Genomic DNA, 20,611 nt, shown 5'->3' with positions numbered 1-20,611 from the left:
ATTTTTTTATTCAAAAAACTCGCGATGATTTTATGTATAAGGAGAGATTTCCATGTATGTTCCTAAGTATTACAAAGTATCGGATTTAGAAGAAATCAAAGAATTTATTCAACATAATTCCTTCGCAACAATCGTTTCAATAAGAAAAGGTAAGCCAATTGCAGCTCATATACCCGTGTTGCTGAAAAAAATCGAGAATGACTATTATTTGACTGGTCACTTAGCCTATGGTAACCCTTTATGGAAGACCTTTGAGGATTCTCGTGATATTTAATGGTCCACATGCCTATATCTCTTGCTCTTGGTATGAGCATGAAAATGTGCCAACCTGGAATTATCAAGCTGTCCATGTATATGGAAAGGCAAGTCTGATTGAAGGAATAGCTTTAGAACAAGATTTGACTAGCTTACTTGAAAAATATGAGTCATTCCGTGAAAATCCTGTGTTGTGGGATAAACTATCTCCTGAGCTTTTGCAGCAAGAAATGAAAGGAATAAAGGGGTTTAAAATAAAGGTGGAAGAAGTGCAGGCAGCCTATAAATTAAGTCAAAATCGAAATGCTAGTGATTACGCCAATATAATAAAGGAACTTTATAAAGAGGAAAATCCACATGCTGATGCGGTGGCTGAGGCGATGAAGAAAAATAGAAGCCATTAAAATAGCAGGCAGAAATGTTGTGAATCAACGTTTCTGCCATAACATTTAGGCAAGTGTTTTCGTCATGATAAGATCAATTTGTTCTTCGTCACCCATATAAAAAGAATGGGCGCCTGTTTGGACAAAGCCTATTTTCTGATAAAAACCGATGGCACTGTCATTTTTCTCCCAAACCCCTAGCCAAATGCTTTTTTTATTTTGAGCTACAGCCTCCTCTATTGCTTTATTCATAAGGTATTTGCCAAGCCCTTTTCCTTGATATTGATGTCGAACATAAATTCTCTCCACCTCTAATGACTCATCCCCCATTAGTTCCGATTGTGCTTCATTGACATTTACTTTTAAATAACCAGCTATTTCTTCCTCATAATAGATAAAATAGAACGCTGAATCCAAATTGGCCAATTCCTTCTCTAGCTGTTGCTCATGAAAGGCACGCTCTAAATAAGCCTTCATATTTTCGGGGAGTTCTGATCTTTAAATGTATCATTAAATGTTTCAATACTTATTGCTTGAAGCTGTTTTAAATCTGCGTGCTCACACTTCTCTAATTTAACAGACATTGATTCCACTCCTTTGTCGTAACTCTTCCTAGAATTTATATTGCAAATGCAATAAAAAGAGTATATAGTCAATTTAACGCAATTTTGTTGTATTTGCAATAAAAATAGTAGAAGGGGGTCTTTTAGTTGAAATATGTCTTTTATGTAGTGGGCATTTTAATTTTAACGCTAGGTATTTCGCTCACGATTCAATCTAAACTCGGTACATCACCTTTCGATGCGCTTCTAGTAGGATTATCTAAAAATGTGGGGCTAACTGTAGGTAGTTGGGAAATCCTCTTAGCTCTCCTATTAATAGGTAGTAATTCCCTATTAGCTAGAAAAAGGCCTGAAATTTTAGGGTTGATCACCGCATTGATCACTGGCATAGGGATTGATATATGGTTATTTTTATTACACGATGTAGTATCACCAGATATTTTGTTTAGCCAAGCTGTCTGTTTTACTACTGGATTAGTTATAGTTGGGTTAGGAACGGCAACTTATTTACATACAAATTTTGCACCAATTCCTGTAGATCGACTTACTTTGATCATCAAAGAATTAACAAGAAAAACGGTTTTCTTCTCAAGAACCCTTATTTATATTTTATTTTTAATGTTAGCTATCATTTTTAATGGCCCCATCGGTGTCGGTACATTATTAACAGTTTGCTTAGGTGGTTATATCCTCCATTTTTTTATGCCGATAACTGGAAGAATACTAGATAATATACTGAACAACTCCTAAAATATAAAACCAGATACTCGTTCAAGAATGAGTTCTGGTTTTGATGCCTAATTTTCCCCAAGTTCCACACCGTATTGATTGAAAATGGCTTGGTATTTATTTTTGAAAATGGACCACCTCTGTTCGGTTCCATGCTTTTTCTGCAATGCATTGTAGTAGAGCTTTGCTGTTGTTACATCATTGGCTTGTAATAACAAATGAAAACTTTCTTCGCCCAAGTGCAAAAATGGCCCTGCTATATAATAATCAACAAGGGATCTTGCGGAAGTCATCGTTTCATAGAAATTATGAACCTCCTCTAACCCCAGCAGCAATATGTTGGTTAATTCGTCCAAATTTGTAGTGGCTGTGATGGAAAATCGATCAGGTGCATCTTCGACAATGGAGCTAATCCTTGCTCGAAAGTGGCATTCTGCTTCTTTGGGTGCTGTCACACACTCTCTTGATTGTAGCTGTGCCAGCTCAGCTGCATATATCCCACAATTCACATAAAACATCAGAGTGTCGGCTGTATTACCAGAGGATTTTTGAAAATTGATGAGATAGATAAGATTTTCAGTTGTTTGATAGAAGTTCAATCCTTTCTTTTTGTAGCCTAGCTTGATTAGAAATGGCTTGATGTCCTGTTTTATTAATTCATTAAAAATTTGCTGCAATGGAGTGCCTCCTTCTCGTTTAGTATTCATTCGATTTTAATATCTCTATCACTCTCGTATGTTTCTTTATTATTTTTATTATAGTTTAACGTATCCATTGATCAAAAAGACATACATTAAGGCTAACCATTCCTATTTAGCAATAAATGACTTTGAAGATACTGGAGCTACATAAAAAGCAGCGCATGTCCACATGTCTAAGGCTGTATAAATTCCTTAAAGAGATAAAATGGAAGATACGTTGATAAATAGAATTTTCTACCACCATCCTTAGTGCCATAACGTGAGAAACACTTAATAATGATTTAAATAGCTGGAAAGTTACTATTAAAATATCGGTTTTTCAATTGGATAAAACATTTAAATTAACACTTATGTCCCTATAAAACCATTAATTTCATATATTTTTAGTAAAATTGCCCATTATTATTGCAAAAGTTTTACACAATTAAAATTAAGGTTTCAATTTTGGTGTTTAGGGGTAATCGGTAATATTATTGAAAAATAACTCTACCCTATTTCATGCTATTCTTACTTTAGTTCAAAGGCGAAAGCTTTTTGAAAGGAGTAAGATTGATTTGAAGAAAAAATGGTTACTACCCATTTTCGCATCGTTTATGTTCTTTACAGGTATGGGTATTCATGATGCGAAAGCGGCAACAATAGCAGATATAACAAATACAGCCAAAGCATATATTGGAGCTCCTTATAAATATGGAGGAACGGATATTAAGACAGGTGTGGATTGCTCAGCATATACACAATTAGTTTTTTCTAAGCTAGGCATTTCATTAGAACGTACATCTAAAGCTCAATACCAGCAAGGTACTTCAATTTCAAAAGACAATTTAAAAACGGGTGATCTCGTATTTTTTAATACTTCTGGAAGCGGTGTTTCACACGTTGGTATATACATAGGTGACAATAATTTTATCTCAGCTACTACAAGTTCTGGGGTTAAGGTAGATACAGTGAATGACCCATACTATTGGGGTTCACGTTATGTAGGGGCAAAACGTATTGCCAACTTCTCTGATTATGGAGAAGTAAAAGATGCGGAAATTGACTTTAGCATTTATGCATCGCGTGGAGAGGTAGCTCTTCGATTAGCCAATAAATTACATTTAGATACGAGTAATACGAATTCAAGTTTCCCAGATATTAAGCCATCATCGAAATATGCAGGTGCTGCAGAGGCACTTAAAAAAATTGGCGTTTTTACGGGTGATGATAATGGAAAATTCAATCCTGGTTCTCCAATGACACGTGGGCAACTATCTAAAGTCTTAGTGGAAGCATTTCATTTAACACAGCAAGGAACAGCTGAACAATTTATTGATGTTCCAGGCTCACATTGGGCAAATAATTATGTAGCGATCCTTGCTTCGAATAAAGTAACCGTAGGTAAAGGTGACGGCACATTCGGAGTGAACGACAATGTCACATTGATCCAATTAGAAGCCTTTATCCAACGATTAGCTCAATAACTACTAGAATAGGTATTTCATCTATGGATGAAATGCCTTTTTTATTCTTACTAGGAAATGGCATTTTATACTCCCCCACTACCATATAGAAAAGCCAGTACGAATTGTACTGACTAATCAACTAGGATTTTCATGTAAATTATTTTGGACTCTGTTAGTAAGTTTTTTTCAAATTTATTCAAACGAAATTAAAGTTGAGAAACAGGTACTTGACTTTCATTTTTCTCACTGACTCTCAAATCTAGTGTTTTTGTAACTATATAGTACAAAAATGTACCAGTTAATCCTAGTAGAAGAAGTAAGCCTCCCATATAAATAGGTGGAATCCACTCCCCTATGATGATTAGCAGTGAAGAAACTACCATTGCTCCATAGAGGGTCATGCTATTAAAAGCCATATAGGTACTCCGAGCGTTGGGTGGTGCAATTTCGCCTAGCATTGCCTGCTTTATCGGAACATACATCAGTTCACCGATTGTTCCAATAAACATAGCGATGAAAAGAATTAACATATTATTTGTAAAAGCAAAAATACTAAAGCATATCGAAAAGATCAGCATGCCTGTAACTAGCGTCCAGCGATCACGCCATTTTTTAAAGGCGAATAATATAACACTGGATAAGAGAACCACAAGAATGGTGTTCTCTGTGCGTAGAAAGCCTAACATCTTTGTGCCATCAAGCATGAAATCTATATTGAAGAATGTAGATAGTTGATGAGGTATTTCTTTTTCGAGACGAATGCCAATATAGTTTGTTAAAGACTGTTCCAATGAAAGGATTAAGACCCCTCCTATAATGTAAAACATAAACAATTTATCTTTTAAAACGGTAGAAAAACTATAGAACATTTCTTTTAATGCCCAATTTTGTTTTTGATTTGATGGTTTAGCAGGTTCTTCGGGTATGTAGGTTTCCGTAATTAAAAAAATGGTCATTAATACAGATAGCAAAGAGATAAATGATATTCCGATAAATAATTCAAATAAGTAATTTTTGAAGAGAAATGCGCCAATGATTCCGCCAATAGCAGTTGCTAAATTCCCTAACCAATAGCTAATTGTAAAAACAAGCTTTCTGGATTCAGAATTAGTTACATCAATAATCATAGCTTGTGCTGCGGGCTGAAACATGCCTCCCCAAAACATATTAATAATAAAGAAGCCAGCAGAAAGATATGGTGAATCGAACCAAGGTGAATTACAAAGAGTGATAAACAGATACGAAAGTAATAAACCTATTTCAGCATAAATCATTATTTTTTTTCGACCTATTCTGTCTGAAATGTGACCGCCGATTAAACCACCAATGACACCACTTATCACAATGGTGATAAGTATAATTCCTGTTTGAGTAGCTCCTATTTTTTGAGAAAAATAGATTGCTAAAAAGGGTATAACAGCCATGGACATAAGGCTGCCTATAAATTGCATTGCTAAACGAAGTTTGACATTAGGATGGATATCCTTTAGTTTCATACTACTCACCCCTTTTTAGTGATAGGACCGAATAACCTCAAAGCCTGTCTCGTTATATCTTTCCACATCAAATTTGTATACTCATCGATAAACGTTAAACGCATTCCATTTAAGATGGATAGGTATGACTCGGCAATTAAGGATGTATTTTCTTCATAAAAATAACCTTGCTTTTGTCCTGCTTCTATAACAGGATGAATACTAACAATAAAACCGTTGACGAAATCGTTTAATTCATTAAAGAGTTTTGGATATCGATCAGGTCTTGCTAGAACCTGCTGAATTAATCGTAGAAATTCACTTTTCATTGAAAAAAGTTGTACATGGCAATCTATCATTTTTCTCACAATATCAAGAGGCTCGCCTTTAAAGTGTTTTTCTATCTCGATAAAATATGTTTTAATTTCCTCCAATGGTTCTAAAATCGCTGCTTCATAAAGTGCTTCTTTCGATTCAAAATATGTAAATACTGTTCCAAAACTAACACCTGCTTCTTTTGCTATTTCTGCCACCTTTGTCTCTGCAAAACCATTTTCGCTGTATAATTTGATTGCAGCGTTTAGAATAGTGGATCGTTTTATTTTCTTTTTTTCATTAATAGTAAGTTTAGATTCCATTTCAAAACTCCTTCAAAAAAATGATTGATGAATCAATCAAATTGTATTGTAAGTTGTTTCCTATGTCAATTTAATTTTTGGATTTATTTTCATATTCTTAAAGTTCTTTGTATTAAAAACAGACGTTGCTCAGCATAAGCAACGCCTGTTTTTTCATCTTTTCATTATTCCTCTACCTGTTTTCCAGCAACTTCCCCACCTGTGAGATTATCATCGTTAGGCTTAACTCGCTTTATAAAGAAGGCAAGTATGAGTGCGATGGCCGCAATCAATGTGGAAAGGAAGAACGTATAATTGATGCCATGCAGCATGGCTTCGTTTAAGATTTGCTGTTTTACTTCGCTGGCAGATTGTGTCGTAGCCTGTGCTGCATTGGCACTCATATTGTTCATCGCACCTGCAGTCAATTCCTCTGCCTTGGCAGTTGTTTTATTGTTCATAATCGTAATCAGCACCGCAGAACCAATCGCACCAGAAACCTGCTGTAATGTGTTGTTCATAGCTGTACCGTGTGGATTATTGTGTGCTGGTAGCTGATTTAAACCGTTTGTCATCACAGGCATCATTACCATAGACATCCCAAACATACGTAATGTATACAGCAGCACCAATGTAGAATAAGCTGTATCCATGCTAATTTTACTGAAGTAATACGTCGTTACAATGGTAATGATTAAGCCAAATACAGCCAAGCTTCTTGCCCCGTATTTATCAAAGAGCTTCCCTGTAATCGGCGACATAATTCCCATCACAATGGCACCAGGTAGCATTAGCAGACCTGAATCCATTGGTGAAATACCACGAATGGTTTGTACGTAAATAGGCATTAAAATCATCGCCGAGAACATCGCTACCGAAATAACGATGGAGATGGCTGAGGATAAGGCAAACATTGGATATTTGAAAATACGAAACTCAAGCATGGGCTCATCCATTCGTAGCTGACGAAGGGTAAAGGTAATTAATGCAATCGTCCCAATAATAATAGTTCCATATACAAGGATATGATCCCATCCTTTTTCACCTGCGGAACTAAAGCCATAAAGCAAGCCGCCAAAACCAATGCTTGATAGAATAAGAGAAATCACATCGAGCTTAATCGCACGTTGTGGTGTTACATCCTTTAATTTAAAGGCTGCAAAAATTAAAGTTAAAATGGCAATTGGTAGCACAAGGTCAAATAACATTCTCCAGCTATAATGCTCGATTATCCAACCAGAAAGCGTCGGGCCGATCGCTGGAGCTGTAATCATCACAAGACCGAACATCCCCATTGCAGCTCCTCGTTTTTCTACAGGGAATGCTGTCAGCATAACATTCATTAATAAAGGCATCATGATCGCTGAGCCTGCAGCTTGTATCATACGTGCTGCTAATAACACACCAAATGCAGGTGCAATACTAGCTAGAAATGTACCTAATGTAAACAGAGCCATCGCTGTAATAAATAATTTTTTATCCGTAAATCGTTGAATGAAGAACGCGCTGGCAGGAATTAAAATACCGTTAATTAGCATATAGCCTGTTGAAAGCCATTGTACTGCAGTGGCTTTCACATCGAATTCGTCCATAATGGCTGGTAGTGCAATGTTGAGTAAGGTCTCATTTAAAATAGCAACAAAGGCCCCGATAAATAAAATGGCAATCATGCCATATGGCGCTTTTGTCTCAACTGAAATGGTTTTCTCTGACATATAGTATCAGTCCTACTTTCTTTATCTTTTTCAATTTCATTCACATGTTTAGGAAGCCATTTGATTGTCTCAAAGAATGGAGCTTCTTCGTTGTTTGTTCCCCCAATCTGCTGTTTTGCCCCTGTTAATTTCATCGCACCCACCCCTCAAAAAATTAAAATTAAAATTGTTGACGACACTATAGATTGTATTGTATAATTAAAATAGGGATAATGCGCGGTGTAATAATTATACAGTGTCTATCTCTATAAATTTATCACAAGACTATTCACATTTCAATGTATTTTACATAATTTTTTCACAAAAAGTCGATTCCTGAACTCTTGGAATGCGACTTTTTTGTTGTCGTTATTTTTATAAATAATCCTTCCCTTGTTAATTCGTAAATAGTAGGGGTGACTTTTTGTAAGTAGCAGTGACTACGCGAAACACTATTGTTTCCACCGCAATATCTAGGACCAATTATACAAGCTAACCAGGCGCTCAAATATTTACAGGCCAATGTCTCAAATCAATTATTTATTGACGGTGATTCAGCAGGGACTCAAATTGCCAGTCGAATAAAGGCGATAATAACTAATGAAGCACTAGCAAAATCAATGGATATTCAAACTTTTGTTGATAAGAAACAGTTAAAAAGTGCACTTTTATTCTGTGGTGTTTACAACATGGAAAAATAGGTGCTCAGTCATCTTTCATTATTATTCATAAGAACCATAAATGTGCAGGTAAAGATTTTTCTGAAATAAAAATGTTGAACAGACGAATAATTAGTTTCATTTTATTTTTTCATAAAAAATATATAATCCTAGAAATAAATATCTATTTAAAATGATTCATGAATACAAAAATGAATAGTGAACTTTGTATGTAAACACAAACCTCCCTTCCAACTTATGAATAAGTTATCGTGAGGAGGTGATAAAAAATTGAGTGAGAATAAAACTAGAAAAAATGCTACTAATAATGAAATAGATCAGTTTTATAAAGCTGTTGATGATTTCAATGAAGCAGCGAGTGCTTTTTTCCGTATACCTATTTTTTTAGCCATCAGAACCTATTTACTCTGGGGCCATCGCAACCACCATTATCACAAGAGCAGCGATTCATTATTCGTATGTTTAATGAAATAAAAGAGGTTCTTCTTTTCCCTAGAACACTACCCAATACAGACCAGTATCCTAACACCACTTTAGAAAATGTACGTAGAATTGTAAACTCTAGTTACGGAACTATAGCTGCCCTTTTAAAGCCAACACGTCGTACGGATCAATTAGAACCCTATTCACCTTTCATGCAAATAGAACCTTCCATGTCTTTTCAACACGGGCTCCCCTTGCTTCTTGTGAAACAAAGTACGATTAAAGCTGGGGGGATTTGGGGTGATGCGGGACCACTTGCACCCTTCACACCATTAATTTGGTTTTCTGAAACAACAACAGTAGATGAGTTTTTTGAAAGTGTAGCGTGGAAAGAAGCACTACAGAATTGGGCAGGGCAAGTTAGAAGTGGATATTTTATTCAGACTAATCCGGAATTTAAATATACATGCGATGACTAAAACCTGTATTCCTTATGGACGTATAAAAAAGAAGGATCACTTGTCGCTCAAAGTGATCTTCCTTATCTATATTATATGTAGTTCATTTGTGAACCATTTGAAAGTGTTTTTACTCACATTAAATACCCATACATAAGGTTATTGTTCATGCCTAATACTCTTTACTACATATTATAAATAGAAAGGGGATAAGTTCTTGTATGGATAATTGTCGATATAATAGTAGTTTGTCAACATTTAGAGCATGCGATCAATCAGGACCATTTGTGGCTACAGAAACCAGCTGTTTAAACCCTTCTTCTACCACTGACAGCACTATAATTGCATTCTCAAGCGGAAATTCAACATCACATATTCAAGCTCTAGTTGGACTCGCAAGTAGCATAGGGTTCGGTACTGCAAATACCGTTTCTATTATAAATAATGTCATTAACATAGATGGAAACACAAGTGAAGCCTTCGCAGTTCCTTGTAATGGTAACATTACAGCTATCTCAGCGTCATTTTCTCCATTAGGATCATTACCTTTAGTAGAAGGAACTGTTACAATCCGTGCTCAAATTTTTCATGCACCCGTTGGAAGTAATATTTTCACTGGTACAAGTGCCTTTATTGATTTGACTCCCCCATAACATTACCGATTGTAACCTTAGGAAAAATAGCTTTCGCATCAGGTAATATTTCACCCTTACCTATATCGATAGGTGATTGTTTATTAATAGTTTTTTATATTCCTTCAATAACAGTGAATCTACCAGTTAATGTAATAGGTACTGCAAGTGCAGGCATTAATATAGTAACTAAAAAATAATATTGTATATCATCACCACTAACTGAGTGATCACGAAACTTTTATAATCAGATATTATTACTTAACTATTTTCTCAATCTTTCTATAAAAGCAGCCAGCCACCTAGCGAGCTGACGGTATTGCAGAGCTAGGTGGCTAAGTGATGCTTTTAACTAGTTTTAATTGAATATATAAGGAGTACCTATATCCTTTCTATATTCTCGTTGGCCTTAAAATATAATAAGTAGTGACTGCCTTGGTTTTTTTCATCAGCAGCTAAAGCTAAAAATGAAATTGGTCGAACAGGTAAAGCTTTCAGACAACTTTAACAATCGGTGTTGTGAATGTTATAACCTCTTTATTAAAAGTGGGCTCTAGCGATTTTTTCCAATAACCTCTGTGAAGCATTCACCTACTAGCATTAGCGATCTACCTCTTCCCTAACGTCCTCGGCATAGCAGTCAAGGTTTCTCTATCACCTTCCCAATTTACAGATTTCATTACTTGTGTGAATAATTGTGAATCCATCCACACTGCCATGATAGTAGTTAGCCTTGATGGATAGTTGTTATCCATGACTCTATCTTAAATACTTTCTAACGAATTTAAACCATCCACTTAAGCACTTTCTCAGCCATCCACTTGGCTATAATTTACAAAATTACTAGAAGCTATTTAGAGCTTGTGCAAACCTTTTAATCCCCTCATTGATTGAATGAACATCCTCTCTGGCGTAAGTGAAGCGTACAAAACCCTTTTTGGAGCCCATCGTAGATCCAGGAACATAAATGACGCCTCGCTTAATGGATTCCTCAAGTAATTGCGTTTCGTTATATCCCTTGAGAACATGACACCATAAATGAATCCCACCTTGTGGAATGGAAAACGTCACTATGTCCTTTAAATACATATCGAGGCTCTGTACAATGCTATCTCGTCGTGTTTCTAATTCCTTCACTAAATGCTTAATATGCAAATTAAAATTAGGGGACTCTAAAAAATCATTGGCGATCCATTGTGTGAAACTAGAATGCCCAAAGTCAATTTGTTGCTTGGCATCGGATAGTCGTTCAATTACAGATGTAGGACCAACAATCCATCCGATTCGTAAGCCTGAGGCAACAATTTTGGACAAAGAGCTAATATATAAAACATTCCCGTTCTTATCGAGCGATTTAAGCGTAGGCATTTTATCCCCCGAAAAAGCTGTTAGGCTATAGGGGTCATCTTCTACTACTGGTATACCTAGTTTAGAGGATATGTCTAGAATAGCTTCTCTTTTCTTCAAATCTAAGGAAGACCCTGTTGGATTATGAAAATCAGGATTTAGAAAAATCATTTTAATTCGATGTTTTTTATATAATACTTGCAAATCATCCGGTTTAATGCCATCCTTGTTGACAGGAAGATAATGGATTTGTAAGCCTGCTGTTTTAAAGATAGGCAGATTAAAGTTGTAAGAAGGATCTTCTATGGCGACTGCATCTCCAGGCTTTAACAGGCATTGGACAATCAAATGTAGGGCTTGCTGTGCTCCTGATGTAATCAGTATGGAGGACGGCTTTGTCTCAATTCCCCTGCTGTTTTTAATATGCCGTGTAAGGGTTGTCCGTAATATGTCACTCCCTAAAGGATGATCATACCCAAGACTACCGATAAATGAACGCGTTGCGGTAATCTCTCTCAAGGCGCTTTTTGGAAAAAGATCCTCTGATAATTCGCCAGTAGCTAGATTAATTAATTTATGCTCAATAGCCTCTTTTCTAATTTTTTGGGTAACAGGAAGGTTCGGTAAAAAGGAACCTGCCTCAATATAGCGATTCCAGCTAGGAATCCGTTTCCTCGTGATGCCCCAGATGTCTTTACTAATGGTTGTGCCACTTCCACGATTCCGTTCAATCAGCCCCATTGCTTCCAATTCATCGTATGCACTCACTACCGTACTTCTGTTTACACTCAAAGCGTTTGCTAAATAGCGCTCAGATGGTAAGGGTTTATCGGGCGGGAATGTTCCATCTGCAATACCCTTCTCAATGTATTCTGCGAGCTGCTTATAAATCGCTTTTTTTACTGTTCGATCAGGTTTCCAATCCATGTTTATTCACCTCGGTTATGCCTTATCCTTTCTTAGCTCTAGTAAATAAGCTAAAAAGACAATCATACTATAACAATATTTGAAGCTAACCATCCATTTCCTTATTACTTTCACCATCCACTTTCAATTTCAATCCATTCTAATTGATGAAAGCCCTTACTTGATGCGCATTTCCCTCTATAAAATTATACTGAAATTATTTTTCTCGTTTGAGAACATTCTGTGTTATCTTGGAAAACGCCTTGTCTTTCAAAAGAAGTGCCCCTATTATAAAAATCAATTGTGAATCGAATTCCATACAAACCCGTAGTAGCCTATAGCACTTCAATGAAATAGTTAAAGGGGTTTGTTTATGAAAAAAAGTTGGCTCAGATTAATTGGTCTTTCCACTATTGTCACAATGCTAACAGGCTGTGACCCATTGTTAGTATTAGATCCAAAAGGACCTCAAGCTCAAGTGCAAGCCAAAGATATTATGCTCTCGATAGGGATTATGTCCTTTATCATACTCATTGTTTTTGTGTTGTTAGCTTATATGTTAGTGAAATTTCGTGCATCTAAGCAAAGCCCTGACTATAAGCCTCCCCACATTAAGGGGAGTACAAAGGTGGAAATCATTTGTGTAGGTATACCCGTTCTAATTGTAGTGTACCTATCCTTTATTTCTGTTGAAAGTAACTATAAGGTGGAATCTACACCAGAGAAATACAAACAGGAAGAGCCGTTAATTATTTATGCTTCAACATCGAACTGGAAATGGCATTTTAGCTATCCAGAAGAAGATATTGAAACGGTAAATTATTTGTATATTCCTGCAGAGCGTCCTATCGAATTTAAACTTTATTCTTACGGACCGATTACAAGTTTCTGGATTCCTCAACTGGGTGGTCAAAAATATGCAATGGCCGATATGGTGAATACATTGCATCTGGCTGCGGATCTACCTGGGAGTATATGGGGAGAAATGCAAACTTTAATGGTAAAGGGTTCGCTGAAAATACGTTTAACGTAACAGCAGTGACTCAGGATGAGTTTGATGATTGGGTGAAGGAAGTAAAAGCAACAGCTGAACCATTAACAGAAGAAAAATTTAATACGTTGCTAGAACCAGGACACGTTGGCCAATCAACCTACACGGGTACACATTTAACATTCCTGCCAGCCCCTGAGGGTGAAAATGGTGGACATCAGCATGGCACATCACACATTAAAGATCATGCTTCTCAACAAAACGATCATTAATTAAAAGGAGACATAGTCATATGGAGTACTTCGAACGATTTGCTATACCCCATCCAAGCCCAGCTATCTATGCATCGATGGTTGCGATTGGACTGACGGTGATAGCAGTTATAGTTGGCTTAACCTACTTTAAAAAATGGGGCTACCTTTGGCGTGAATGGTTAACAACCGTTGATCATAAACGTATTGGTATTATGTATCTAATTTCTGCCCTTCTGATGCTTTTCCGTGGTGGAGCAGATGCGATTATGATGCGCGCCCAAATGGCTGTACCTGACAATACATTACTTGATGCGCAGCATTATAATGAAATCTTCACAACACATGGAACAGTCATGATTATTTTTATGGCCATGCCTTTTATTATGGCCTTTATGAATTATATTGTGCCCTTACAAATCGGTGCAAGAGACGTTGCTTTCCCACGTTTGAATGCTTTAAGCTTTTGGCTATTTTTCATGGGGGCTATGCTACTAAATATATCCTTTGTTATAGGTGGCTCCCCTGATGCTGGCTGGACGAATTATTTCCCTCTAGCAAATAATGAATTTAGTCAATCTGTAGGAACAAACTATTATTTATTTGCCTTACAGATTTCAGGTCTTGGCACATTAATTACTGGTATTAATATGATTGTGACGATACTTAAAATGAGAGCACCAGGCATGACGCTTATGAAAATGCCGATGTTTACGTGGTCTTCATTAGTAGCAAACGTGATTATCGTTTTTGCTTTTCCAGTTTTAACGGTTGCCTTAACGATGGGAACTTTTGACCGACTATTTGCTACTAATTTTTTCACAACTTCCGATGGTGGTATGGATATGCTGTGGGCAAACTTTTTCTGGGTCTGGGGGCATCCTGAGGTTTATATTCTGATTTTACCTGCCTTTGGGATCTACAGTGAGATTATTTCTACTTTTTCAGGTCGAAATCTCTATGGTTATAAATCAATGGTCGGCTCCATGGTGATCATTTCCTTCCTTTCGTTTTTAGTATGGACACATCATTTCTTTACGATGGGACAAGGTGCTTTAACAAATAGTATTTTCTCGATTACAACGATGGCCATTGCCGTTCCAACTGGTGTTAAAATTTTTAACTGGTTATTCACCCTGTGGAAAGGAAAAATTGTTTTTACAACGCCAATGCTTTACTCCATGTTATTTATTCCTACTTTTACAATAGGTGGCGTAACGGGTGTAATGCTTGGCATGTCAGCAGCTGACTATCAATACCATAACACAATGTTCTTGGTTGCCCACTTCCATATGGTAATTATTCCTGGTGTTGTCTTTGCTATGCTAGCTGGTTTACATTACTATTGGCCAAAAATGTTTGGCTTTATGTTGAATGAAAAAATCGGCAAGTGGACGGCTTGGATTATTGCTATCAGTACGTTACTAGCCTTTATGCCAATGTTTGTCTCTGGCTTAGATGGACAAGCACGACGTATGTACACTTATTCTGCCTCCACTGGCTTTGGATTATGGAATATGATTTCGTTTATCGGTGCAATTGGCTTAACAATTGGTTTTATCTTAATTGTTTACAATGTTATCTACAGTATTCGTTATTCACCAAGGAATGTTGGGTCGGATCCATGGGACGCTCGCACGTTAGAGTGGGCTACACCAAGCCCTGTGCCTTACTATAATTTTGCCAAGGTGCCACATGTGATTTCAACGGAAGCGTTATGGGATGCAAAATATCATCAGCATGAACTGTTCCCAGAGCCATATGAAAAGATTCATATGCCGAATAATAGCGGTGTGCCTTTTATATTAGGATGTATTTTCTTTGCATGGGGCTTCTCCTTTGTTTTCGGAATGTGGATACCGACAATTCTCACAACCATTGGTATTTTTATTTGCATGGCTCATCGTTCATTGGAAAAAGATCCAGGACACTATGTACCTGTCGAAAAAGTGAAAGCAACGGAATCGAAATTGCGAGGTAGTCAATTATGAAAATCGATCAATCACTCCCTTTAGAATATAGTACTCAGCAAAATCAATTGAATATATTAGGCTTCTGGGTGTTTATTGGTGCTGAAATTATGCTCTTCGGCACATTATTCGCAGGTTATTTTGTTTTAGTAGACCGTACTGGGAATGGTCCAACAGGAGCGGAGATTTTTGAAATTACACCTGTTTTATTTGAAACGTTTATTCTTTTAACAAGTAGCTTTACCATTGGCTTAGGTATACATGCTATGCGTAAGGGCTACACGAAAGCAATGATAGGTTTCTATGTTTTGACAATAGTACTCGGTGTCGTTTTTATTGGTTTTGAAGTTTACGAGTTTATGCACTATATTCATGTTGGTGCGAGCTTACAGACGAGTGCCTTTACGGCTGCCCTTTTAACAACATTAGGAACACATGGTGCACACGTTACCTTTGGGGTATTCTGGGGAATGTTCATCGTCTATCAGCTCATCCAACGTGGCTTAACACCAGAAACAGCCAATAAATCGTTTATCTTCTCTTTATACTGGCACTTTTTAGATGTGGTCTGGATTTTTATTTTCAGCTTCATTTACTTGAAAGGAATGGTGTAACATGAATGATTTATTCCCGATGAAACAAGTCATGGGGTTTGGTGTGTCCATAATCCTTACGATCCTTGCGGCATGTGTATATTTTTTCAATCTATCTTTTCCGATTACCATGACTATTTTATTAGTCACAGCATTTATTCAGGCAGGCTTGCAGTTAGTTGTCTTTATGCATGCTGGTGAAACAAATGATAAACCAGCTATCTATACCAATATTTATTATGGTTTAATCATTGCGCTCGTTACCATTTTCGGAACATTATTATGTATGATTTGGGGTTATATCTGAATAGAAAAAAATCGTCCTTACTTTAACTTAGTAAGGATGATTTTTGTATGGAAACGCATGATATTCAAAAGACAATGAGGGTAAACAATTCTTTGAAATTTTCACAATCAAAGTAAGAGTCCACTTTCATTAATTGTGATATGAAGTGATTCGTGGTTGAGCTTGGTTGAATGGTATTAATATAGAATTGCCTTTATCAATAATTATAGAGGATGTTGTTTCATTTATGACGCCAATTTTATCGATTTCCTCGTTTCTTACAAGATTTTTTTGATATTCATGAAAATAATAAATGATGAAATCGATAATCAGAATTATTTTTTCCTCCCAAAATAGTATCATCTTCTGCTGGATTTTTGTTGAACAATCATGGGGTTGTATACGTTAATGACAGCATTAAATGTACTTTTTCATCCGAGTGATTGATATACGTGTGAAGTTCTTCACCCTTGAATTTAATGACATCCCATTGGTTTAGCTGATGGGTTTTCTCTCCGACCTTTAGCTCCAATTGCCCATTTAATACAAGCACAATTTCCTCGGAGCCTGCTAGGTGACACTCGCTGTATTCACTATTCGGTTCCAGACGACCTCTAAACCACTCAGTCCCATTTGTTTTGAATAATGGATCAACAAACCAGTCGTTATTATGACCTACGAATTGATAGTCTGAGCCAAAACGATGAACCTCTATATTTTCCTCAAAAGATAGTAAAGCGACAAGCGGAATATTAAGTCCTCTACAAATTTTCCAAAGAATATTTACAGTCGGATTCGTTTCCCCTCGTTCGATTTTCCCTAACGTCAATTTACTAACATTGCTGACTTTCGCCAGTTCCTCTAAACTCATCCTTTTGCTTTTTCGAATTTCTCGCAAATTTCCTCCAACTTGTCCAGATAAGTCGATATGTTCCTCCTGCATTCTGCACACCCCTCCCATTGACTTTGCATAAATAGTATATTATAGTATACAAATCGATTAATTATAGTTTATTTTTAAATTTAAAAGTTAACTATAGTATATCAAATAATAACTAAAAGAGGTGTTTTCAGTGATGGCGAAATCAAAAAACTTTCCGATTATTTGGAGCGTTTTTTCTTTGTTTATACTATCTATGAATTTACGAGCTTCGATCACATCTATCTCGCCAGTATTGAAAAATATTCAAATGGATTTGCAGATGACAAGTGTTGTTGTAAGTTTATTAACAGCACTTCCCGTATTTTGTATGGGGATTTTTGCACCATTGGCTGGTAAGCTAAGTGAACGATGGGGTATCGAATGGACGATTGGGCTATCCGTTTTATTAATTGGTGTATCAACAGCTTTACGGTTAGTGGCGACTTTTCCTTTATTTTTATTAGTAACAGCTATTCTTAGTGGGATAGGTATTGCTATTACAGGACCACTGATTTCAGGCTATATCAAAAAGGAATTTCCTAAATATTCTTCTACGATGATTGGTGTATATTCTGCGGGTATGGGAATTGGAGCGTCTTTGAGTGCTGGTTTAGTTGTGCCTGCTATGCATGCTTTTCATCAATCCTGGAACGCAGCTTTAGCAATATGGTCGGTATTCGCTCTTATGGGTATTATTGTTTGGATTCCAATTATCAAAAAATCCAAACAATCTCAAGAGCCATTAGAGAAATCTGCAAGCCAAAAAAGTCGACTACCTTGGGGAAACCGATATGTTTGGCTCCTTATGGTCATGTTCGGTTTACAATCTGGCGTTTATTATTCCCTAGCGACATGGCTCGCTCCAAAAGTACAGGATATGGGATATAATGATGCCTACGCCGCAACAACGGTAACTATTTTTTCTGTCATGCAAATGATTTGTAGCTTTATTATTCCCATTATCATTAATAACAGCGTGAAGAGAAAGCCTTGGATGCTACTGTGTGCTTCAAGCTCCTTTATTGGCATTTTGATGTTAATTCTGGGCGGCATCTCGCCTATTTTCTGTGCGACGTTAACAGGGATCGGTGCTGGTGGTTTATTCCCGTTAGCAATGATTTTACCTTTAGATGCTACAACTACACCAAAAGAGGCAAGTGAATGGACAGCGATGATTCAATTCGGTGGCTATATCATTAGTGGTATCATTCCAATGCTTGTTGGTGTCATCAAAGATATGACGAATACATTTGACGTTGCCCTTATCACCTTATTATTGATCATCATCATTATCATGGTGCTGACGTTAAAGGTTAAAACAAAGATGGAATCAGCTACTATTCGCGTACTTCCTAATAGATGAGGTAAGGAATATTAAAACCGTGTTTAAAGAAAGTAGACAATCTATTTTTTGAGATTTTAGTTGCTAAAAAATTTATCCAACAACATTTTTACGTAGTTCTTTATATGCTACAATTCACTATAAATGAGGAAGGAAGATGTTTTATGAAAATATCCGTTTATGTTGCAAGTGCTTTTAGCAAGGATCATCAAGGCGGGAATAAAGCAGGAGTGGTATTGAATGAACATACATTGACCACTACTCAAAAAATGGCGATAGCCAAAGAATTGGGCTATGCGGAAACCGCATTTATATCAGCATCTGAAATGGCTGATTATAAATTTGAGTATTTTACACCAAAAGAAGAGGTTGATTTATGTGGTCATGCCACAATTGGCTCTTTTACGATACTGATGCATTTAAATAAACTTTTCAAGGATCGCTATACAATTGAAACAAACAGCGGTGTTCTTACTATTACGATAAAAGATGACATCATATTCATGGAACAAAATAAACCGAAATTTTATGATGTTATATCTCCAAACGAGTTTATCGACTGTATTGATAGTAAAGCTATAGACAATAAATACCCGATTCAAATTGTCTCCACGGGCTTAAAAGATATTTTAATTCCTATAATAAGTGAAACACAATTACATGCACTGCAACCTAATTTCGAAAAGATTAAAGAAATCAGCAAGTACTATCATGTTGTCGGGACCCATCTGTATACTTTTAATGACGATCGAATTATATGCAGAAATTTTGCTCCACTATATGACATCAATGAAGAAGCAGCGACTGGCACTTCTAACGGTGCATTAGCTTGCTATCTTTATGAACAGCACCACTTGCAAAAAGAAGTCTATGTATTTGAACAAGGTTATTCTTTACACTCTCCTTCCGAAATATTAGTTAAACTAGCAACCAATAGCAAGAATGAAATAGAGAAAGTTTATGTTGGCGGCAAAGGCTATTACTGTGAAACTAAATATTTAAAAGTAGAAAATATGGAGTGAAAATAATTTCTCAACCTCAGACTGTAGATTTTCTGAATTTTAATTTAAAAATAGAACAATAGATAAAAAGACAAACACATTATTTAATTGAACAATGTGTTTGTCTACAATGAATGCCTTTTTTCCACCCTTATAAGGAACCGTATGTTGACCATTTATAGTCAAGATAACGGTTTATTTTTTATAATAATAAACCTACTTTAATCCCTTTACTTAAAATATTTTGATACTCAATATAGTCATAGATATCGTCATCGATGAACGAACTTAATTCTTTCAATTCATCCATTGTTAAATCTTCAATGGCTTTTTTATGATCTTCACAATAAATAACAATGGAACCCACGATGCTGTGTGCATCTCTGAATGCAACGCCTTTACTCACTAAATAATCAGCGACCTCTGTTGCATTCAGAAACCCTCCTTTGACTGCTTTTTTCATGTTTTCACTGTTTACCTTCATCGTAGCAATCATTTTTGACATGATTTGTAGACAAGCTAATACGGTATCCAATGCATCGAAAAATGGCTCCTTATCTTCCTGCATATCTTTATTATAGGCTAATGGTAAGCCCTTCATAGTTGTTAAGAGTGAAGTCAGTGAACCATATACACGTCCTGTTTTGCCTCGTATCAGTTCAGCGGCATCAGGGTTTTTCTTCTGTGGCATAATACTGCTGCCAGTAGAATAGGCATCATCAATCGTTATAAATCTAAACTCTTGGCTACTCCATAAAATTAACTCTTCACTTAATCTAATAATAATCGAAAAATCGGAATTGAATGATGCGTTCTACAGATGAATGAGGATCGCTCACACCAACTGTATACATTGCTTCCTCCTAATGAAATAACTTTATCTATACCATCCTATAGAGAAATGCCCAATATTTATAATGTCAATTAAAAAAGGCTGTTATGGTATG

Annotated in this window: 19 protein-coding genes and 3 pseudogenes; 13 read left to right on the top strand and 9 right to left on the bottom strand. The window is 36.3% G+C overall.

Features of this window, described 5'->3' with window-relative positions; translation table 11 throughout:
- Positions 1 to 52 precede the first annotated feature (52 nt).
- Positions 53 to 659 (top strand): annotated as a pseudogene (locus NP781_RS10080) (FMN-binding negative transcriptional regulator).
- Between the two features lie 45 nt (positions 660 to 704).
- On the opposite strand, the pseudogene NP781_RS10075 reads toward NP781_RS10080, so the two are convergent.
- Positions 705 to 1,222 (bottom strand): annotated as a pseudogene (locus NP781_RS10075) (GNAT family N-acetyltransferase).
- A gap of 126 nt (positions 1,223 to 1,348) precedes the next feature.
- Here NP781_RS10075 and NP781_RS10070 point away from each other — a divergent pair.
- Complete coding sequence (locus NP781_RS10070) at positions 1,349 to 1,951, top strand: YczE/YyaS/YitT family protein (RefSeq protein WP_221681936.1); 603 nt, start codon at positions 1,349 to 1,351, stop codon at positions 1,949 to 1,951.
- A 47-nt stretch (positions 1,952 to 1,998) separates the two neighbouring features.
- On the opposite strand, the gene NP781_RS10065 is transcribed toward NP781_RS10070, so the two are convergent.
- Positions 1,999 to 2,607: a DUF4304 domain-containing protein gene (locus NP781_RS10065; RefSeq protein ID WP_257522167.1), complete on the bottom strand. Its 609-nt coding sequence runs from the start codon at positions 2,605 to 2,607 to the stop codon at positions 1,999 to 2,001.
- A gap of 578 nt (positions 2,608 to 3,185) precedes the next feature.
- Here NP781_RS10065 and NP781_RS10060 point away from each other — a divergent pair.
- Positions 3,186 to 4,094: a C40 family peptidase gene (locus tag NP781_RS10060; protein WP_257522166.1), complete on the top strand. Its 909-nt coding sequence runs from the start codon at positions 3,186 to 3,188 to the stop codon at positions 4,092 to 4,094.
- A 188-nt stretch (positions 4,095 to 4,282) separates the two neighbouring features.
- Here NP781_RS10060 and NP781_RS10055 read toward each other — a convergent pair whose 3' ends face one another.
- From NP781_RS10055 to NP781_RS10040, 4 genes are all read right to left on the bottom strand, one after another.
- Positions 4,283 to 5,572 carry an MDR family MFS transporter gene (locus tag NP781_RS10055; protein ID WP_257522165.1) on the bottom strand — a complete coding sequence of 430 codons (1,290 nt, stop codon included), beginning with the start codon at positions 5,570 to 5,572 and terminating at the stop codon, positions 4,283 to 4,285.
- 5 nt (positions 5,573 to 5,577) lie between these two features.
- Positions 5,578 to 6,189 (bottom strand): TetR/AcrR family transcriptional regulator, encoded by a 612-nt coding sequence (locus NP781_RS10050; protein WP_257522164.1) that lies wholly within the window; start codon positions 6,187 to 6,189, stop codon positions 5,578 to 5,580.
- 164 nt (positions 6,190 to 6,353) lie between these two features.
- Positions 6,354 to 7,883 (bottom strand): DHA2 family efflux MFS transporter permease subunit, encoded by a 1,530-nt coding sequence (locus NP781_RS10045; RefSeq protein WP_257522163.1) that lies wholly within the window; start codon positions 7,881 to 7,883, stop codon positions 6,354 to 6,356.
- Positions 7,835 to 8,017, bottom strand: coding sequence for a hypothetical protein (locus NP781_RS10040; protein ID WP_221681964.1), 183 nt, complete (start codon positions 8,015 to 8,017; stop codon positions 7,835 to 7,837). The genes NP781_RS10045 and NP781_RS10040 overlap by 49 nt, the downstream gene beginning before the upstream one ends.
- A 300-nt stretch (positions 8,018 to 8,317) precedes the next feature.
- Between NP781_RS10040 and NP781_RS10035 the strand changes: the two genes are divergently transcribed.
- The 4 genes from NP781_RS10035 (at position 8,318) to NP781_RS10020 (ending at position 10,076) form a co-directional block, all read left to right on the top strand.
- On the top strand, positions 8,318 to 8,563 hold the full coding sequence (locus NP781_RS10035; RefSeq protein ID WP_257522162.1) for a hypothetical protein: 246 nt from the start codon (positions 8,318 to 8,320) through the stop codon (positions 8,561 to 8,563).
- A 249-nt stretch (positions 8,564 to 8,812) separates the two neighbouring features.
- Positions 8,813 to 9,016, top strand: a complete 204-nt coding sequence (locus tag NP781_RS10030; protein ID WP_257522161.1) for a hypothetical protein — start codon at positions 8,813 to 8,815, stop codon at positions 9,014 to 9,016.
- Positions 9,001 to 9,444, top strand: a complete 444-nt coding sequence (locus NP781_RS10025) for a hypothetical protein (protein WP_257522160.1) — start codon at positions 9,001 to 9,003, stop codon at positions 9,442 to 9,444. Before NP781_RS10030 ends, NP781_RS10025 begins: the two co-directional genes overlap by 16 nt.
- 200 nt (positions 9,445 to 9,644) lie before the next feature.
- Positions 9,645 to 10,076, top strand: coding sequence for a hypothetical protein (locus tag NP781_RS10020; RefSeq protein WP_257522159.1), 432 nt, complete (start codon positions 9,645 to 9,647; stop codon positions 10,074 to 10,076).
- Positions 10,077 to 10,898: 822 nt separating this feature from the next.
- On the opposite strand, the gene NP781_RS10015 is transcribed toward NP781_RS10020, so the two are convergent.
- Positions 10,899 to 12,329: a MocR-like pyridoxine biosynthesis transcription factor PdxR gene (locus NP781_RS10015; protein ID WP_257522158.1), complete on the bottom strand. Its 1,431-nt coding sequence runs from the start codon at positions 12,327 to 12,329 to the stop codon at positions 10,899 to 10,901.
- A 352-nt stretch (positions 12,330 to 12,681) separates the two neighbouring features.
- Here NP781_RS10015 and qoxA point away from each other — a divergent pair.
- From qoxA to qoxD, 4 genes and pseudogenes are all read left to right on the top strand, one after another.
- Positions 12,682 to 13,571 (top strand): annotated as a pseudogene (qoxA, locus tag NP781_RS10010) (cytochrome aa3 quinol oxidase subunit II).
- 20 nt (positions 13,572 to 13,591) lie between these two features.
- Positions 13,592 to 15,541, top strand: a complete 1,950-nt coding sequence (gene qoxB, locus NP781_RS10005) for a cytochrome aa3 quinol oxidase subunit I (RefSeq protein WP_257522157.1) — start codon at positions 13,592 to 13,594, stop codon at positions 15,539 to 15,541.
- Positions 15,538 to 16,134: a cytochrome aa3 quinol oxidase subunit III gene (qoxC, locus tag NP781_RS10000; RefSeq protein WP_221681998.1), complete on the top strand. Its 597-nt coding sequence runs from the start codon at positions 15,538 to 15,540 to the stop codon at positions 16,132 to 16,134. The genes qoxB and qoxC overlap by 4 nt, the downstream gene beginning before the upstream one ends.
- Position 16,135: 1 nt before the next feature.
- Positions 16,136 to 16,420, top strand: a complete 285-nt coding sequence (gene qoxD, locus NP781_RS09995; RefSeq protein WP_221682008.1) for a cytochrome aa3 quinol oxidase subunit IV — start codon at positions 16,136 to 16,138, stop codon at positions 16,418 to 16,420.
- Between the two features lie 367 nt (positions 16,421 to 16,787).
- Here the strand turns inward: qoxD and NP781_RS09990 are convergent, their stop codons facing one another.
- Entirely contained in the window at positions 16,788 to 17,342 is a 555-nt protein-coding gene (locus NP781_RS09990) for a helix-turn-helix domain-containing protein (protein WP_221682010.1), read from the bottom strand.
- A 133-nt stretch (positions 17,343 to 17,475) separates the two neighbouring features.
- On the opposite strand from NP781_RS09990, the gene NP781_RS09985 reads away from it, so the two are divergent.
- Both NP781_RS09985 and NP781_RS09980 read left to right on the top strand, forming a co-directional pair.
- Positions 17,476 to 18,684 carry an MFS transporter gene (locus NP781_RS09985; RefSeq protein ID WP_221682012.1) on the top strand — a complete coding sequence of 403 codons (1,209 nt, stop codon included), beginning with the start codon at positions 17,476 to 17,478 and terminating at the stop codon, positions 18,682 to 18,684.
- Positions 18,685 to 18,827: 143 nt separating this feature from the next.
- Positions 18,828 to 19,685 carry a PhzF family phenazine biosynthesis protein gene (locus NP781_RS09980; RefSeq protein WP_221682014.1) on the top strand — a complete coding sequence of 286 codons (858 nt, stop codon included), beginning with the start codon at positions 18,828 to 18,830 and terminating at the stop codon, positions 19,683 to 19,685.
- A 181-nt stretch (positions 19,686 to 19,866) separates the two neighbouring features.
- Here NP781_RS09980 and NP781_RS09975 read toward each other — a convergent pair whose 3' ends face one another.
- Entirely contained in the window at positions 19,867 to 20,394 is a 528-nt protein-coding gene (locus NP781_RS09975) for an argininosuccinate lyase (RefSeq protein ID WP_257522520.1), read from the bottom strand.
- Positions 20,395 to 20,611 lie beyond the last annotated feature (217 nt).

It is taken from the genome of Lysinibacillus sp. FN11 (assembly GCF_024628845.1).
In the GTDB taxonomy this organism is placed as follows: Bacteria; Bacillota; Bacilli; order Bacillales_A; family Planococcaceae; genus Lysinibacillus; species Lysinibacillus capsici.
The sequence above is the reverse complement of the archived record's forward strand: the minus strand, read 5'-3'. Positions and strand labels throughout refer to the sequence as shown.

Bases quoted from the DNA above. Each gene is read 5' to 3' on its own strand.
- NP781_RS10020 (WP_257522159.1), top strand. From the start codon at position 9,645: ATGGATAATTGTCGATATAATAGTAGTTTGTCAACATTTAGAGCATGC.
- NP781_RS09990 (WP_221682010.1), bottom strand. From the start codon at position 17,342: ATGCAGGAGGAACATATCGACTTATCTGGACAAGTTGGAGGAAATTTG.
- NP781_RS10040 (WP_221681964.1), bottom strand. From the start codon at position 8,017: ATGAAATTAACAGGGGCAAAACAGCAGATTGGGGGAACAAACAACGAA.
- NP781_RS10015 (WP_257522158.1), bottom strand. From the start codon at position 12,329: ATGGATTGGAAACCTGATCGAACAGTAAAAAAAGCGATTTATAAGCAG.
- NP781_RS09985 (WP_221682012.1), top strand. From the start codon at position 17,476: ATGGCGAAATCAAAAAACTTTCCGATTATTTGGAGCGTTTTTTCTTTG.
- qoxC (WP_221681998.1), top strand. From the start codon at position 15,538: ATGAAAATCGATCAATCACTCCCTTTAGAATATAGTACTCAGCAAAAT.
- NP781_RS10055 (WP_257522165.1), bottom strand. From the start codon at position 5,572: ATGAAACTAAAGGATATCCATCCTAATGTCAAACTTCGTTTAGCAATG.
- NP781_RS09980 (WP_221682014.1), top strand. From the start codon at position 18,828: ATGAAAATATCCGTTTATGTTGCAAGTGCTTTTAGCAAGGATCATCAA.
- qoxD (WP_221682008.1), top strand. From the start codon at position 16,136: ATGAATGATTTATTCCCGATGAAACAAGTCATGGGGTTTGGTGTGTCC.
- NP781_RS10045 (WP_257522163.1), bottom strand. From the start codon at position 7,883: ATGTCAGAGAAAACCATTTCAGTTGAGACAAAAGCGCCATATGGCATG.
- NP781_RS10025 (WP_257522160.1), top strand. From the start codon at position 9,001: ATGTTTAATGAAATAAAAGAGGTTCTTCTTTTCCCTAGAACACTACCC.
- NP781_RS10050 (WP_257522164.1), bottom strand. From the start codon at position 6,189: ATGGAATCTAAACTTACTATTAATGAAAAAAAGAAAATAAAACGATCC.
- qoxB (WP_257522157.1), top strand. From the start codon at position 13,592: ATGGAGTACTTCGAACGATTTGCTATACCCCATCCAAGCCCAGCTATC.